The sequence below is a fragment of the Mesorhizobium sp. CNPSo 4661 genome, assembly GCF_057784215.1.
Map to the genome: position 1 here is coordinate 172,015 of NZ_JBWGIO010000007.1, position 13,157 is coordinate 185,171.

The 13,157-nt window shown below is 65.2% G+C and carries 16 protein-coding genes; 8 read left to right on the forward strand and 8 right to left on the reverse strand.

Translation table 11 applies throughout. From position 1 onward, the window contains the following. Positions 1 to 93: 93 nt before the first annotated feature. Positions 94 to 948, reverse strand: a complete 855-nt coding sequence (locus AC0YKC_RS12520; RefSeq protein WP_488511246.1) for an SMP-30/gluconolactonase/LRE family protein — start codon at positions 946 to 948, stop codon at positions 94 to 96. A 112-nt stretch (positions 949 to 1,060) separates the two neighbouring features. Here AC0YKC_RS12520 and AC0YKC_RS12525 point away from each other — a divergent pair, with 112 nt between their 5' ends. Continuing rightward, positions 1,061 to 1,858, forward strand: coding sequence for a helix-turn-helix domain-containing protein (locus AC0YKC_RS12525; RefSeq protein WP_488511247.1), 798 nt, complete (start codon positions 1,061 to 1,063; stop codon positions 1,856 to 1,858). Positions 1,859 to 2,049: 191 nt separating this feature from the next. Here AC0YKC_RS12525 and AC0YKC_RS12530 read toward each other — a convergent pair whose 3' ends face one another. After that, the gene (locus AC0YKC_RS12530) at positions 2,050 to 2,982 is read right to left on the reverse strand and encodes a CHAD domain-containing protein (RefSeq protein ID WP_320293832.1); all 933 of its coding nucleotides are present in this window, start codon (positions 2,980 to 2,982) and stop codon (positions 2,050 to 2,052) included. Next, positions 2,979 to 3,452 carry a CYTH domain-containing protein gene (locus tag AC0YKC_RS12535; protein ID WP_320293831.1) on the reverse strand — a complete coding sequence of 158 codons (474 nt, stop codon included), beginning with the start codon at positions 3,450 to 3,452 and terminating at the stop codon, positions 2,979 to 2,981. The genes AC0YKC_RS12530 and AC0YKC_RS12535 overlap by 4 nt, the downstream gene beginning before the upstream one ends. Before the next feature lie 91 nt (positions 3,453 to 3,543). Between AC0YKC_RS12535 and AC0YKC_RS12540 the strand changes: the two genes are divergently transcribed. From AC0YKC_RS12540 to AC0YKC_RS12560, 5 genes are all read left to right on the forward strand, one after another. Beyond that, complete coding sequence (locus tag AC0YKC_RS12540) at positions 3,544 to 4,248, forward strand: DUF1956 domain-containing protein (RefSeq protein ID WP_488511248.1); 705 nt, start codon at positions 3,544 to 3,546, stop codon at positions 4,246 to 4,248. Then, the gene (locus tag AC0YKC_RS12545) at positions 4,245 to 5,198 is read left to right on the forward strand and encodes an HlyD family secretion protein (RefSeq protein ID WP_488511249.1); all 954 of its coding nucleotides are present in this window, start codon (positions 4,245 to 4,247) and stop codon (positions 5,196 to 5,198) included. Before AC0YKC_RS12540 ends, AC0YKC_RS12545 begins: the two co-directional genes overlap by 4 nt. Continuing rightward, positions 5,195 to 6,115, forward strand: coding sequence for an ABC transporter ATP-binding protein (locus AC0YKC_RS12550; RefSeq protein ID WP_488511250.1), 921 nt, complete (start codon positions 5,195 to 5,197; stop codon positions 6,113 to 6,115). The genes AC0YKC_RS12545 and AC0YKC_RS12550 overlap by 4 nt, the downstream gene beginning before the upstream one ends. After that, the gene (locus tag AC0YKC_RS12555) at positions 6,112 to 7,248 is read left to right on the forward strand and encodes an ABC transporter permease (protein ID WP_320293827.1); all 1,137 of its coding nucleotides are present in this window, start codon (positions 6,112 to 6,114) and stop codon (positions 7,246 to 7,248) included. The genes AC0YKC_RS12550 and AC0YKC_RS12555 overlap by 4 nt, the downstream gene beginning before the upstream one ends. A gap of 210 nt (positions 7,249 to 7,458) precedes the next feature. Further along, on the forward strand, positions 7,459 to 7,884 hold the full coding sequence (locus tag AC0YKC_RS12560) for a VOC family protein (RefSeq protein WP_488511251.1): 426 nt from the start codon (positions 7,459 to 7,461) through the stop codon (positions 7,882 to 7,884). A 136-nt stretch (positions 7,885 to 8,020) separates the two neighbouring features. On the opposite strand, the gene AC0YKC_RS12565 is transcribed toward AC0YKC_RS12560, so the two are convergent. The 3 genes from AC0YKC_RS12565 to AC0YKC_RS12575 form a co-directional block, all read right to left on the reverse strand. After that, on the reverse strand, positions 8,021 to 8,998 hold the full coding sequence (locus AC0YKC_RS12565) for a threonine/serine dehydratase family protein (protein ID WP_488511252.1): 978 nt from the start codon (positions 8,996 to 8,998) through the stop codon (positions 8,021 to 8,023). A 272-nt stretch (positions 8,999 to 9,270) separates the two neighbouring features. Continuing rightward, positions 9,271 to 9,558: a GIY-YIG nuclease family protein gene (locus AC0YKC_RS12570; RefSeq protein WP_320293824.1), complete on the reverse strand. Its 288-nt coding sequence runs from the start codon at positions 9,556 to 9,558 to the stop codon at positions 9,271 to 9,273. Positions 9,559 to 9,846: 288 nt separating this feature from the next. Next, positions 9,847 to 10,170 carry a hypothetical protein gene (locus tag AC0YKC_RS12575; RefSeq protein WP_320293823.1) on the reverse strand — a complete coding sequence of 108 codons (324 nt, stop codon included), beginning with the start codon at positions 10,168 to 10,170 and terminating at the stop codon, positions 9,847 to 9,849. Positions 10,171 to 10,349: 179 nt separating this feature from the next. On the opposite strand from AC0YKC_RS12575, the gene mbfA reads away from it, so the two are divergent. Further along, positions 10,350 to 11,333, forward strand: a complete 984-nt coding sequence (mbfA, locus tag AC0YKC_RS12580; protein WP_488511253.1) for an iron exporter MbfA — start codon at positions 10,350 to 10,352, stop codon at positions 11,331 to 11,333. A 167-nt stretch (positions 11,334 to 11,500) separates the two neighbouring features. Here mbfA and AC0YKC_RS12585 read toward each other — a convergent pair whose 3' ends face one another. Both AC0YKC_RS12585 and AC0YKC_RS12590 read right to left on the reverse strand, forming a co-directional pair. Beyond that, the gene (locus tag AC0YKC_RS12585) at positions 11,501 to 11,845 is read right to left on the reverse strand and encodes an antibiotic biosynthesis monooxygenase family protein (protein WP_488511254.1); all 345 of its coding nucleotides are present in this window, start codon (positions 11,843 to 11,845) and stop codon (positions 11,501 to 11,503) included. Next, positions 11,842 to 12,210, reverse strand: coding sequence for an NIPSNAP family protein (locus AC0YKC_RS12590; protein ID WP_488511255.1), 369 nt, complete (start codon positions 12,208 to 12,210; stop codon positions 11,842 to 11,844). Before AC0YKC_RS12590 ends, AC0YKC_RS12585 begins: the two co-directional genes overlap by 4 nt. A gap of 170 nt (positions 12,211 to 12,380) precedes the next feature. Between AC0YKC_RS12590 and AC0YKC_RS12595 the strand changes: the two genes are divergently transcribed. Then, positions 12,381 to 13,055 carry an ArsR/SmtB family transcription factor gene (locus tag AC0YKC_RS12595; protein WP_488511256.1) on the forward strand — a complete coding sequence of 225 codons (675 nt, stop codon included), beginning with the start codon at positions 12,381 to 12,383 and terminating at the stop codon, positions 13,053 to 13,055. The last annotated feature ends 102 nt before the right edge of the window (positions 13,056 to 13,157 follow it).

Consider the following 13,157-nt stretch of genomic DNA (forward strand, 5'->3'; position numbering starts at 1 on the left):
CTTGCCCGTCTGTGGTCGAGGACGATGCGCGACCGTCGCCTGCACCCTTGCCGGTTCTCCTAAGCACTTTTCTGACATTCGCAGCTGCACCTCTCAATTCAGCGCCAGCGCCGCGACCTCGCCCTCGCCCATCAGCGGCACGAAGATGTGCTTGCCGTCGGTGCCGATGTCGGCGCTGCCGGGCTTGAAGTGCGCCACCGCCGTCGGCGCGCCGCCGGACTTGTAGCTGTAGAGCGTGCCGGTCATGTAAGCGGTGGCGTAGATGGTGTCGCCAATGGCGATGACGCCGTCGAGGTCGGCAAATTTTTGGGCACCGGGCAGCGGCGTAACCTTCTTTGTGGCGAGGTCGACCGACAGCAGGCCGCCGGGCTCCGCGGTGCTGAAGTCGGTCTTGTTGATGCCCTTGCCCCAGGACGCGACGATCAACCTGTCGCCATCGGCGAAGACGCCGTTGGGCGAGGCCAGCAGCGCGTCCTTGACGAACAGCTCCGGTCTGTCGCCGTCGATGCTGTAGATCGCGTCGGCCAGCATGTCGCTGACATAGACCTTGCCGGCGCTGTCCTGCGTCATATCGTTGAGAAACACGGCGCCGGGCACGTCGATGGTCTCGACCAGCTTGCCGCTGGCGAGATCGACGACGCGCACCTTGGTGATGTCGGCGGCATAGAGCCTGTCTCCGGAAATCGCCATGCCCTTGGGCGCGTCCATGCCGTCGACCCAGTGGCTCGAGATGACCTTGCCGTCCATCGACAGGAGCGACAGGTAGCCATTGCCGTCCGCCGCGCCGGGATTGCCGACGATGTTGGAGACGACGATGCGGTCGTGGGCGGCATCGACAAGGGCCGATTCCGGCTGCTCGAAGCCGGTGGCGCGCCAGAGTTCGCCGGCCTGCGCGGCGGACACCGCGGCGATGGCGGCGAAGACGGTTGAAGCGATGAGATGTTTCATGGTGCTCTCCTGTGATGACGCCGGAGAGCTAGGATTTCCGATACTTTCCTGGAAGGTGGAACGAGACTAGTATCGGTCTTCGATACCAAATCGGATGAACGAGGCGCATTCCATGAACGGTCCGATCTTCGAGGCGCTGAAACGGACGCTGAAGGCCAAGGGCCTGACCTACCGGACGCTGGCCGAGCGCATGGGCGTTTCCGAGCCGACGGTGAAGCGCATCTTCCATGAGCAGAACTGCAAGCTCGACCGGCTGATGGAGATCTGCGCCGCGGCCGATGTCGAGCTGGAGAACGTGCTCGGCGCGATGAACCGGGGGCCAGGCCCGGCCAACCGCGTCGGGCCGGAGATCGAGCGCCGCCTGGCGACGCGGCCGGCGCTGCTTTTCGTCTTCATCATGCTGTCGGAGAAATTCACGGCCGAGGGCATCATGCGCTCGCAGGGCTTGAGCGAAGCCTCGATGTTCCTCTATCTGCGCGATCTCGAGGAGCTCGGGCTGGTGGCGCTGGGCCGCGGCCTGGCGGCAAGGCTGCTGATCGACACGCCGATCCAGTGGGATTTCGAGGGGCCGCTGAAGCCGCATTTCGAGATGACCAACAAGAACTTCATCGGCTGGGCGATCGGCCATATGGAAGATGCCGCGACCTTCATCAGCTTTTCCAGGCGCATGCGGCCGCAAACCGCGGAAATGCTGCGGCGCGAAGCCGACGAGCTCGCCGAACGCGCCAGGCTGCTCGCCCACCACGACCAGCACACCACGCCGGAGGACCAGCTCACCGGTTACAAATGGACCTTTGCTTTTGGAGCGACGCCGTTTCCGGCGATCATGCCGATCGGCCCGCACCCGAGGGATGCGGGGGCGCGGGTGGCGAACGGACCTGCGAAGGGGAAACGGCCGCTGCCGGCGTAGCAGAGCGCCTTTTCCTTCTCCCCCTGTGGGAGAAGGTGTCGCCGAAGGCGACGGATGAGGGGTGTTCCAGGGAATGAGACGCTGGCGATTGCAACTCTAGACGAGCGCGCTGGCCAAGCTGGAGCACCCCTCATCCGTCTCGGCGCTGCGCGCCGATCCACCTTCTCCCACAAGGGGAGAAGGTAAGGGCGTCACGCCGCTTTCGCTTCTTCCTGGGATCCCGCGAGGTCGTCGCGCGCCTTGCGGGCGAGCCTCTTGGCCGAGCGCTTGGGGCTGTCGCCGAACAGGTCGGCGGCCTCGGCAAGGCAGGCCTTGGTCAGGCTCTTTTCGGAGCGCTTCAGCAGCTTGCGCAGCAGCTTCGTGTCGTCGGCGTGGCTGAGCGGCTCGCCTTCGGCATCGAGCAGCGCGCGCATGACGAAGACGTCGTGCAATTCGCCGAGCTGTTCGCCGAGCCTGTCGACCGCCTTGCGGCGCGCCTTGATCGGCGTCGGCCACAAGCGGCCGAGCAGCGACAGATGCATGGAATGCGTCTTGGCCGCCTTGCGCAAATCGTGAAAATCCTCGTCCTCGCCGCGCGCCTCCGCCTTGTCCAGCGCCTTCTTCGCCCGCCGCAAGGTGGCGCGGGCGCCGTCGGCGAGGATGTCGGCTGCCTGCTCGGGCTGGTCGGGCAGGGCCAGCCTGTCGATGCGCTCCAGGCCCTCCCGGCAAGCAGCTATCGCCGCATTGATGGCGGCGTCGAGGCCGGGACCGGCATGGAGCTCATGCTGGCGCAGCACCAGCCGCTCGCGCACGGGGTCGAGGCCGCCGCCCGCGGATTGTTCCGGAAAGGCATCGGCCAAGCGGTCGACGGTCTCGATCAAGGCGGTCGCCTCGCGCGGGCCGGCCAACAGCGCCGACACCTGCTTATAACATTCGTTCTCGGTCTGGCAGAACGGTTCGTCCCCGGAACGAACCAGGCGCAGCAAGGCGCGCACGCTTTTCAGCCGCTTGCGGCATTTGTGCAGCCCCTGCTCCGGCTTCTCGCGCGCCATCTCGAGATGGGCGATTGCCTTGCCGATCTCGTCGGCCAAAATGCGCCTGACCTCGCCGGTCAGCGGCAAGCGCGGATCGATGCGGAAGCTCATGCGGCGATCTCCGGAATCCCCCCGAGGGCCAGCGACGCGTTGTAGAATCTCGACTCGCCGGTGACCTCGCGACCGAGCCAGTCGGGCAGCATTTCGTCAGATACGTCCTCCGGCGTCTCCAGCTCCGCGATCACCAACCCCGCGAGCTTGCCGCCGAAAACATCGACTTCATAGAGATAGCCGCGGTGTCTAACATGGTGGCGTGTCTTCTCTATGACACGTCCGATGGCAAACGCCGTCAATTCCTCGGCCTCGGCAAGCGGGATCGAATATTCGAACTCGTCGCGCTCGCGCGCCCTGTCGCCGAACTTCAGCGTCAGCCTGGCGGAGCGCCCGTCGCTGATGCGCACGCGCACGGTGCGGCCGGGCTGGGCGGCGACATAGAACTGGCGAATGCGGATTTCCGCCTCGATCCCGTCGCGCCAGGCCGAACTGGAGACCAGGAACTTACGCTCGACTTCCTTGCCCATGGCGGGGCACTAAAGCCTGTGACGGCCGAGAAGGCAAGCCGACTCAGAGGTCAAATTTGACTTTAATCAATCGATTGATTAAAGTTGAAGCATGAACAGGCAACCAGGCATAAAAGGGCAGCAGCGCGAGGCCACCACCGCGGAGCAAACGCGAACGGCGCTGGTGCACGCCGCGCTCAAGCTGTTCGGACGGCAGGGTTTCGACGGCACCTCTACGCGGGAGATCGCGGCCGAGGCCAAGGCCAATATCGGCTCGATCGCCTATCATTTCGGCGGCAAGGAAGGCCTGCGCGCGGCCGCCGCCGACTTTATCGTCGACACCATCCAGGGGGTCGCCGGCCAGGCGCTGGGCGGCGCGCAGGCAGCCGCACCCCTCGACCCCGAGGCGGCCCGGGCCCAGCTTTTCGCGGCGCTCGAGCGGATGGTGGGTTTCGTCGTGGCCAGTCCGCAGGCCGGCGAGATCGTACAATTCGTACTTCGCGAGCTCTCGCATCCGACCGCCGCGCTCGACCGCATCTATGCCGGCGTGTTCGAGCCGACGCACCGACGGCTGTGCCAGATCTGGGAACAGGCGACCGGCGAACCGGCCGAGAGCGAGGCGACCAAGCTCACCGTCTTCACCATGATCGGCCAGGTCATCTATTTCCGCATCGGCCGCGAGGCGGTGATGCGCCGGATGGGATGGCGCGGGATCGGCAATGAAGAGGCCGCCAAGGTGGTGGCGGTCACGACCGACAACCTCAGGGCAATGCTGGCGGCGCGCGGGCCGGCCGCCGGCAAGAAGGGCAAATCATGAGTTTCCTCTGTTCGCTGCCGCTCGCGGCGCAACTGTTCGGCGCCTGCGCGCCGACAGCACCTTTGGCCGTCGGCTATGTCGAAGGCGAATATGTGCTGATGGCGCCGATCGAAGTGGCCCAGGTGGCGACGGTGACGGTCAAGCGCGGCGACCGCGTCGAGACCGGCGCGGCGATGGCGACGCTCGAGGACGCCGACGCCAAGATCGAGGTGGCGCAGGCTGAGGCCGCGCTGGCGCAGGCGCAGGCCCAGCTCGCCGATTTGCAGGTCGGCAAGCGCCCCGAGGAAATCGCCGTGCTCAAGGCCGAGGTCGACATGGCGAAAGCCCAGGCCGCCGACGCCAAGCGCAAATATGACCGCGCCAGCGACCTCTACAAACGCGGCACCGGCACCCAGGCCGACTACGACACCGCCTCGGCTTCGCTGGAGACGGCCAACGCCCAGGTCGGGCAGGCGGAAGCCAATCTCGCCGTCGGCAACCTGCCGGCGCGGCCCGAGACCATCAAGGCCGCCGACAACCAGGTCAAGCAGGCGCAATCGAGCCTGGAGCAGGCCCGGTGGCGGCTGTCGAAGCGGGTGCTGACGGCGCCCTCGCCCGGCCGCGTCAACGACGTCATCCGCAACCCCGGCGACACCGCCGGGCCGACCGCGCCGGTGATCTCGATGCTGCCGGACGGCGCCGTGAAGCTCAGCGTCTATGTGCCGGAAAGGGCGTTCTCGGCGGTCAAGGTCGGCACCGAGCTCAACGTCCATTGCGACGGTTGCGGGGCAGGATTGAAAGCGCGCGTCAGCTATGTCTCGCCCGATCCCGAGTTCACGCCGCCGGTGATCTATTCCCTCGAGAACCGGCAGAAGCTGGTCTATCTCGTCGAGGCGCGACCGGAGGGCAATGCGGGACCGCTGCAGCCCGGCCAGATCGTCGATGTCGATCTCGCGGATCTCGGGCAATGAACGTCATCGACGTCCGCGGCCTGGTCAAGCGCTTCGGCGACAAGACCGTCGTCGACCACGTGACGATGACGGTCGCCGAAGGCGAGATCGTCGGCTTCCTCGGGCCGAACGGCTCGGGCAAGACGACGACGATCCGCATCATGTGCGGGCTTCTGACGCCGGATGAAGGCGACGGCACGGTGCTGGGCTTCGACATCCGCACCGACGCGCTCAAGATCAAGCGCGAAGTCGGCTACATGACGCAAAAATTCTCGTTCTACGAGGACCTGACGATCGGCGAGAACCTCGAATTCGTGGCGCGGCTCTACCAGCTGAGGCCGGTCGAGCAGTACGTGGCGAGGACGCTGGAAGAGCTCGGCCTGGCGAGCCGCCGCAACCAGCTGGCCGGCACGCTTTCCGGCGGCTGGAAGCAGCGGCTGGCGCTGGCCGCCTGCATCATGCACAAGCCGAAGCTGCTGCTGCTCGACGAGCCCACGGCCGGCGTCGACCCCAAGGCGCGGCGCGAGTTCTGGGACGAGATCCATCGGTTGGCCGGCGGCGGGCTGACCGTGCTCGTCTCCACCCATTACATGGACGAGGCCGAGCGCTGCCACCGCATCAGCTACATCTCCTACGGCAAGATGCTCGCCACCGGAACGGTGGACGAGGTGGTGAGGAATGCCGGGCTGACGACGTTCGTGCTGCAGGGGCCGCTGCTCGACCAGGTGGCCGAAGCGCTGCAGGGTCGGCCCGGCGTCGATCAGGTGGCGCCGTTCGGCGCGACGCTGCATGTCGTCGGCTCCGACAAGGCGGCGCTGGAAAAAGCGCTGGCCGATGTCGAGAAGGAGCACAAGGACGTGACGGTGACGCCGGGCGAGACCAGCCTGGAGGATGTGTTCATCCAGTTCATGTCCGGCTCGAAGGACAACATGGCATGAACGCGGTCTTCTCCTTCGCCAGGCTTGGCGCGCTGCTGATCAAGGAATTCATCCAGATGCGGCGCGACCGCATCACCTTCGCCATGATGCTTGGCGTGCCGCTGATGCAGCTCGTGCTGTTCGGCTTTGCGATCAACAACGACCCGAAGAGCCTGCCGGCCGCACTCGTGGCGACCAGCAGCGATCCCTACACGCGCGCCATGGTCTCGGCGTTGCAGACCACCGGCTACTACCGCTTCGACCATGTCGCGCAAAGTGCGGCGGAAGCCGAGTTCCTGATGGCGCGCGGCGACGTCTCTTTCGTCGTCACCATTCCCGCCGATTTCGCCCGGCGGGTGGAGCGCGGTGACAACCCGCAGATCCTGATCGAGGCCGACGCCACCGACCCGTCCGTTGCCAGCGGCGCCATCTCCACGCTCGGCACCGTTGCCGGCCAGGCGCTGCTGAGAGCCCAGGGCACCCAGGACGCGGCCAGGGAAGCGGCGCGCGGCCAGCTCGATGTCGTCGTGCACCGACGCTACAATCCGGAAGGCGTCTCGCAATACAACATCGTGCCCGGCCTGCTCGGCGTCATCCTGCAGATGACCATGGTGATGATGACGGCGATGGCGCTGACCCGCGAAACCGAGCGCGGCACCATGGAGAACCTGCTCGCCATGCCGTCCAGTCCCGCCGAGATCATGCTGGGCAAGGTGCTGCCTTTCCTCGTCGTCGGCGCCGTGCAGGTGGTGGTGGTGCTGGTGGCGGCGAAGCTCCTGTTCGGCATCCCCTTCGTCGGCAGCCTGACGCTGCTGCTCTCCTCGGTGCTGGTCTTCGTGCTTTCGCTGGTGCTGCTCGGCTATACGATCTCGACCATGGCCCGCTCCCAGATGCAGGCGATGCAGCTGACCTTCTTCTTCTTCCTGCCATCGCTGCTGCTCTCCGGCTTCATGTTCCCCTATCGCGGCATGCCGGGCTGGGCGCAGACTTTCGGCGAGATCTTCCCACTGACGCATTTCCTGCGCATCACCCGCGCGGTCATGCTGAAGGGCGCGGCGCTGCCGGCGGTGGCGACGGAGATCGGCTGGCTGGTGGTGTTCGTGGCGCTGTTTGCCGGCGTGGCGCTGGTGCGGTTCAGGCGGACGCTGGACTGATCGCTTTCATAGACAAGCAAGAAGCTTACCAGCCGAGATAGCAGCTCCAGCGCTTGTTCGCGCCCAAATCACACTGCCGGTTTGGGCTTGATTGGCCGATTCGTTCAATCGCCGCACAGCCCGCATTCGATATCTTGACGACATATGGCCCGCGCCGCGACCGGGTCGCGGTCAGCGAGCGCAAAACGAACACAATAAAGGAGAAGTGCAATGAGAGCGCGATTTGGAATATTGACGCTCGGCGTGGACGATCTTGAGCGGTCGCTGAAGTTTTACCGCGATGGCCTTGGATTGCCCACGGAGGGCATCGTCGGGCAAGAGTTTGAGCACGGAGCGATCGCCATCTTCCATCTGGAGGGCGGCATGGTGCTTAGCCTGTTTCCGCGCAGCGACCTCGGGCTCGACGCGGGCATCGATCCTACACCACGCAGCCCCACCGAATTCAGCATTGGTCACAACGTGTCCAGCGAAGCCGAGGTCGATCGAGTGATGGCGCAGGCCGAAACTGCGGGAGCGCGTATCACGATACCAGCGCGCAAGACCTTTTGGGGCGGCTATGCCGGTTATTTTCAGGATCCCGACGGTCATCTCTGGGAAATCCTGCACAATCCGGCCTTCCTCCCGGCCGGTGAGTGAGCAGCTGATTAAGGAAAAGTGTGAGCGGTTATGCTCGGCGACTTCGCCGTAGCCTTCCCTCTGGAATTGCGTCAAAACAAGGAGATAGAGTGGTCTAGGCATTCGCCTCCGGGTGCCGCGATACCAATCGCCACTTCTACGCAGCAGCCATGATCCGCGCATAGGTGCCGAAATCGACATTGCCGCCTGACAGGACGACGGCAACGCATTTACCGGCGAGGTCGATCTCGCCGGTGGAGAGCGCGGCAAAAGCGACGCAGCCGCCAGGCTCGACCACAAGCTTGAGATAGGCCATGGCGTCGCGCATCGCCTGGGCGGCGGCCTCGTCGGAAACGGCGATGGCGCCGGCGAGATTGCGGCGGTTGATCTCGAAGGTGATGGCGCCGGGTTCGGCGGTCAGCAGCGCATCGCAGATCGAGCTACGGCCCGGCTCGTTCGAGACCCGCTCGCCCTTGGCCAGCGAGCGGCGCGTATCGTCGAAATGCTCGGGCTCGACGGCCCAGACGGCGGTTTGCGGCGAAGCGTCCTTGACGGCGACGGAAATGCCGCTCGACAGGCCGCCGCCGCCGCAAGGCACGACGACGGCGTCGAGCGCCACGCCGAGCGCTTTCGCCTGCTTCATCAGTTCCAGGCCGATCGTGCCCTGGCCGGCAATGATGGCGGGATCGTCGAAGGGCGGCACCAGCACCATGCCCCTCTCGACATAGGGGCGTACGACCGCCATGCGGTCGTCCTTGAAACGGTCGAACGGCACCACTTCGGCGCCCATCTTGCGGACATTGCCGACTTTGAGCGCGGGCGCGTCGGCCGGCATGGCGATCACCGCCTTGACGCCGAACATGGCGGCCGAGGCCGCCACGCCTTGCGCGTGGTTGCCGGAGGAGAAGGCCACGACGCCACGGCCGCGCTCCTCCTCGCTCAAGCTCGACAGCTTGTTGTAGGCGCCGCGGATCTTGAAGGAGCCGGTGCGCTGCAGCGTCTCGGGCTTGAACAGGATGCGGCCGCCATAGCGCTTGTTGAGCTCGGGCGATTCGATCAGCGGCGTTTCGACGGTCAGGCCGGAAAGCCGCGCGGCGGCGGCGCGGATGTCGGAGATGCCGGGGAGGGTGGTCATGGCGGGCCTCGCAGGATGGATCCCGGCATGGTGCACGCAAATCGAGGCGTCGCGCCAACGAAAAAATGTGATGGAGACAAGGTTGGCGATGGTGGCAACTGCGGCGAAGTGCTGATCTCCCCCGCAAGGGGGGAGATGGCCGGCAGGCCAGAGGGGGTGCTGTCCCGCCGGCCTGTCCTTCGTCATTCTAGGGCGGAGCAAGGAGCGAAGCGACGCGCGCAGACCCTAGAATCCATGCCGTGACGGTTGAGCGCCGCCACGGTGCAAAACGCTCACCAGCCAATTCCGCGAAACAGCTCGAACCACTCCGGATTGGTCTTCTCGATGAGCTCGATCTTCCATTGCCGTGGCCAGCGCTTCAATGACGTCTCACGCTGGATGGCGTCGGTGATGTCGAAATACTCTTCATACCAGACGAGACGCTGCACACCGTAACGGCTGGTGAAGCTGGAGCCTTGGCCGGTCTTGTGCTCGGGCATCCGACGAGCAAGATCGTTGGTGACGCCGATATAGATCGTGCCGCCTTTCTGGCTTGCGGTCATGTAAACATAGCCTGTCATGTGGCGATCTCAGTTGGCACCATTGCCAACGGCTATTCTCAACCGTTGCATTCTACGGCCAATGTCACGGCATGGATTCTAGGGTCTGCGCGCGTCGCTTCGCTCCTTGCTCCGCCCTAGAATGACGAAGAATAGGGCGCCACTCGCGCGCAATGCCCCTCTGTCGCCTTGGCGACGTCCCCAGGGGGCTGACGCTGTCAGATGCGATTGCCCTGCCCGCCCAAGGGGGAGGTTAGCAGCTTCGGCCGGCGCCCTGATGACCTGCTTGGCGGCGGTGACGGCTGAGGCTCACCCCAGCAGCGTCTTCGTCCTTTTGCTGCCGCCGAGCTTGCGCCAGGAGTTGAAGCGGTGGGTGGCGGCAGCGAAGGATATCTTCATCTGCTGGGAAACCGTGTAGCGCGACTTGCCCTCGTCGAACATGCGGTAGCAGCACTCGGCGCCTTCCTCGGTCAGCTTGCCGTCCGGCGTCTTGTTGTGCGGGTTGGCCGGGTCGAATTTTTCGAGCTGCTCCTCGACAAGGCCCTTCAGGCGCTGCAGGTCGGCCTCGATGCTGGCGATGAGATCGAGAACGGGCTTCGCATCGAATCCGTGCGGAGGCTTCTTGTGCGTCATTCCTTTGGTTCCTTCAATTTCGGCTGTTGCTGACTATATAGGCTAACATTTGGTGATAATGAAGAGGCGGCGCGGCTCCGCTGGATCACTCTTTCGCGCGCGCAGCCGTGCCGTTCACAATTGACGTTCGACGGCCAAGACTCTAGTTTAGAATTATTCTAAACTAGAGTGATCCCATCATGCTTTCCCGTGTTTTCGGCTTCGGCCGCCGTTCGTTCGATTCACTGTCGGAGCAGGAGATCCTGGCGCTGGCGATCTCTTCCGAGGAGGATGACGGGCGCATCTACCGCGCCTATGCCGATGGCCTGGCGCAGGACTTTCCGCAATCGGCAAAAGTGTTCGAGGCGATGGCCGAGGAGGAGGACGGGCATCGCGATTCGCTCATCGAGCTTTACCGCAGGCGCTTCGGCGAGCGCATCCCGCTGATCCGGCGCGAGCATGTGAAAGGCTATTTCGAGCGCAAGCCCGACTGGCTGGTGAAGCCGCTCGGCATCGAGCATGTGCGGCGACAGGCCGAGGCGATGGAGCAACAGGCCTATCGCTTCTATGTCGAGGCGGCCAAGCGCACCACCGACGCCTCGACGCGAAAACTGCTCGACGATCTCGCCGTGGCCGAACAGGGCCATGAGAGCTCGGCGCATGACTTGCAGCAGGAGCACGTGCCGGGGACGGTCCAGGTCGAGGAGGCGAGCGCCGAGCAGCGCCAGTTCATCCTCACCTACGTGCAGCCCGGGCTGGCCGGGCTGATGGACGGGTCGGTGTCGACGCTGGCGCCGATCTTCGCAGCCGCCTTCGCCACGCATGCGACATTCCAGACTTTCCTCGTCGGCCTCGCGGCATCGATCGGCGCCGGCATCTCCATGGGCTTCACCGAGGTGGCGTCCGACGACGGCAAGCTTTCGGGGCGCGGCTCGCCGATCAAACGCGGACTGACGGTCGGCGTCATGACGACACTGGGCGGCCTCGGCCACGCGCTGCCCTATCTCATCCCCTATTTCTGGACGGCTACGATCGTCGCCGCGGTCGTGGTGTTCTTCGAGCTCTGGGCGATCGCCTTCATCCAGAACCGCTACATGCAGACCCCCTTCTGGCGCGCCGCCTTCCAGGTGGTGCTGGGCGGCGCGCTGGTGTTTGGCGCGGGCGTGCTGATCGGGAATGCGTGAGGGCCGGCGTCCCCTTCTCCCCTTGTGGGAGAAGATGTCGCCGAAGGCGACGGGTGAGGGGTGTTCCAGATGCCACCAGCGTCTCACGCCGCTGGAGCACCCCTCATCCGTCTCGGCGCTAAAGCGCCGTCCACCTTCTCCCACAAGGGGGAGAAGGAAGAATCGCGCTACCCATTCACCGCCTTGCTGTCCGCCGGCGCCTCTTGCCTCTCCGTCAGCCCATAGTCGCGCACGACATGGGCGATGCGCAGACGGTAGCCGGCAAAGATTCCGCCACGGCCGGCCTGCTGCGCCTGCCGGTGCTCCTCGGTGTTGCGCCAGGCCTTCACCGCTTCCTCGTCGCGCCAGAATGACAGCGACAGCACGCGCTTCGGATCGGCAAGGCTCTGGAAGCGCTCTACCGAGATGAAGCCGTCGATGCCGTCGAGCAGCGGCCGGAGATTGGCGGCGATGCCGAGATAGGCATCGCGCTTTCCCTCCGCCGGCTCCACCTCGAAGATGACTGCGATCATGCCTCGATCCCTTCGTTCACCACCACGTTCGTCTGGAACAGCTGCCTCGGGCCGTGCGGTCCGGACACCAGCTTCAGGAAGACGCGATCCTCCTTGAGGATGAATTTCTCGCGCCGCGCGAACTCGTAATTTGCCTTGCCGGCAGGGTCGGCGGCAAGCCGCGCACGATAGGCTTCGTAGGCCGCAAGGCTCTCGATGTTGTAGGCGGCGTAGGCCGTGGTGGCAGAGCCTTCATGCGGGGCGTAGTAGCCGATCAGATCGGCGCCGCAACGCGGAATGGCCTGGCCCCAGGCCCGCGCATATTGCTCGAAGGCCGCCTTGCCGAACGGGTCAATCTCATAGCGGATGAAGCAGGTGATGGTCATTGTCGGTCTCCTCGTCTGGTTGGTTTTCGACGACGACGGTTCGATCCCGGTCGAAACATCGCTTGCGTCATTGTGCTAGGCATCTTCGTGTCAGGAGAGTTTGCCGCGCTGCTTGAGATGACCGCAGAATAGTGCTTCCCTGACGGGAATGCTTCGATGAGGATCGAACCATGCGTGAAGGACCCGACATCGCCCGCATCGCCAGCCTGGTCGGCGACCCGGCCCGCGCCAATATGCTGAACGCCCTGATGGGCGGCACGGCGCTGACGGCGTCGGAGCTGGCGCTGGAGGCCGGGGTGTCGCTGCCCACCGCTTCCTCGCATCTGTCGAAGCTGATGGATGGCGGGTTGCTGACCTTGGCCAGCCAGGGCCGGCATCGCTACTACGGCTTGGCCAGCGCGCAGGTGGCCGGCATGATCGAGGCGATCATCGGCGTCGCCGAGGCGGTTGGCCCGAAGCGCGTGCGGCCCGGACCGCGCGATGCGGCCATGCGCGTGGCGCGGGTCTGCTACGACCACCTCGCCGGCGAGCAGGCCGTGGCGATGCTCGACCGGCTCTTCGACAGGAAGCTTTTGCTGCGCGACGACAATGAGATCAGGCTCTCGTCATCCGGCGCCTCGCATTTTTCCGCGCTCGGCATCGAGACCCATGCCAAGGCGCGGCGGCCGGTGTGCCGCGCCTGCCTCGACTGGAGCGTGCGGCGCTCGCATCTCGCCGGCACGCTGGGCGCCGCCATCCTCGACAAGATCATTGCCGAAAAATGGGCGCGACGCGAGAAAGACAGTCGCGCCGTGGTGTTCTCGCCAGGGGGAAGGCGGGAGTTTGAGCGGGTGTTTCTGGCGTAGGGCGGGTGCAACGATAACCTCGCAATGTCGGCGCGAGGCACCCCCCTCTGCCCTGCCGGGCATCTCCCCCTCAAGGGGGGAGATTGGCAGCTTGGGCGTAGG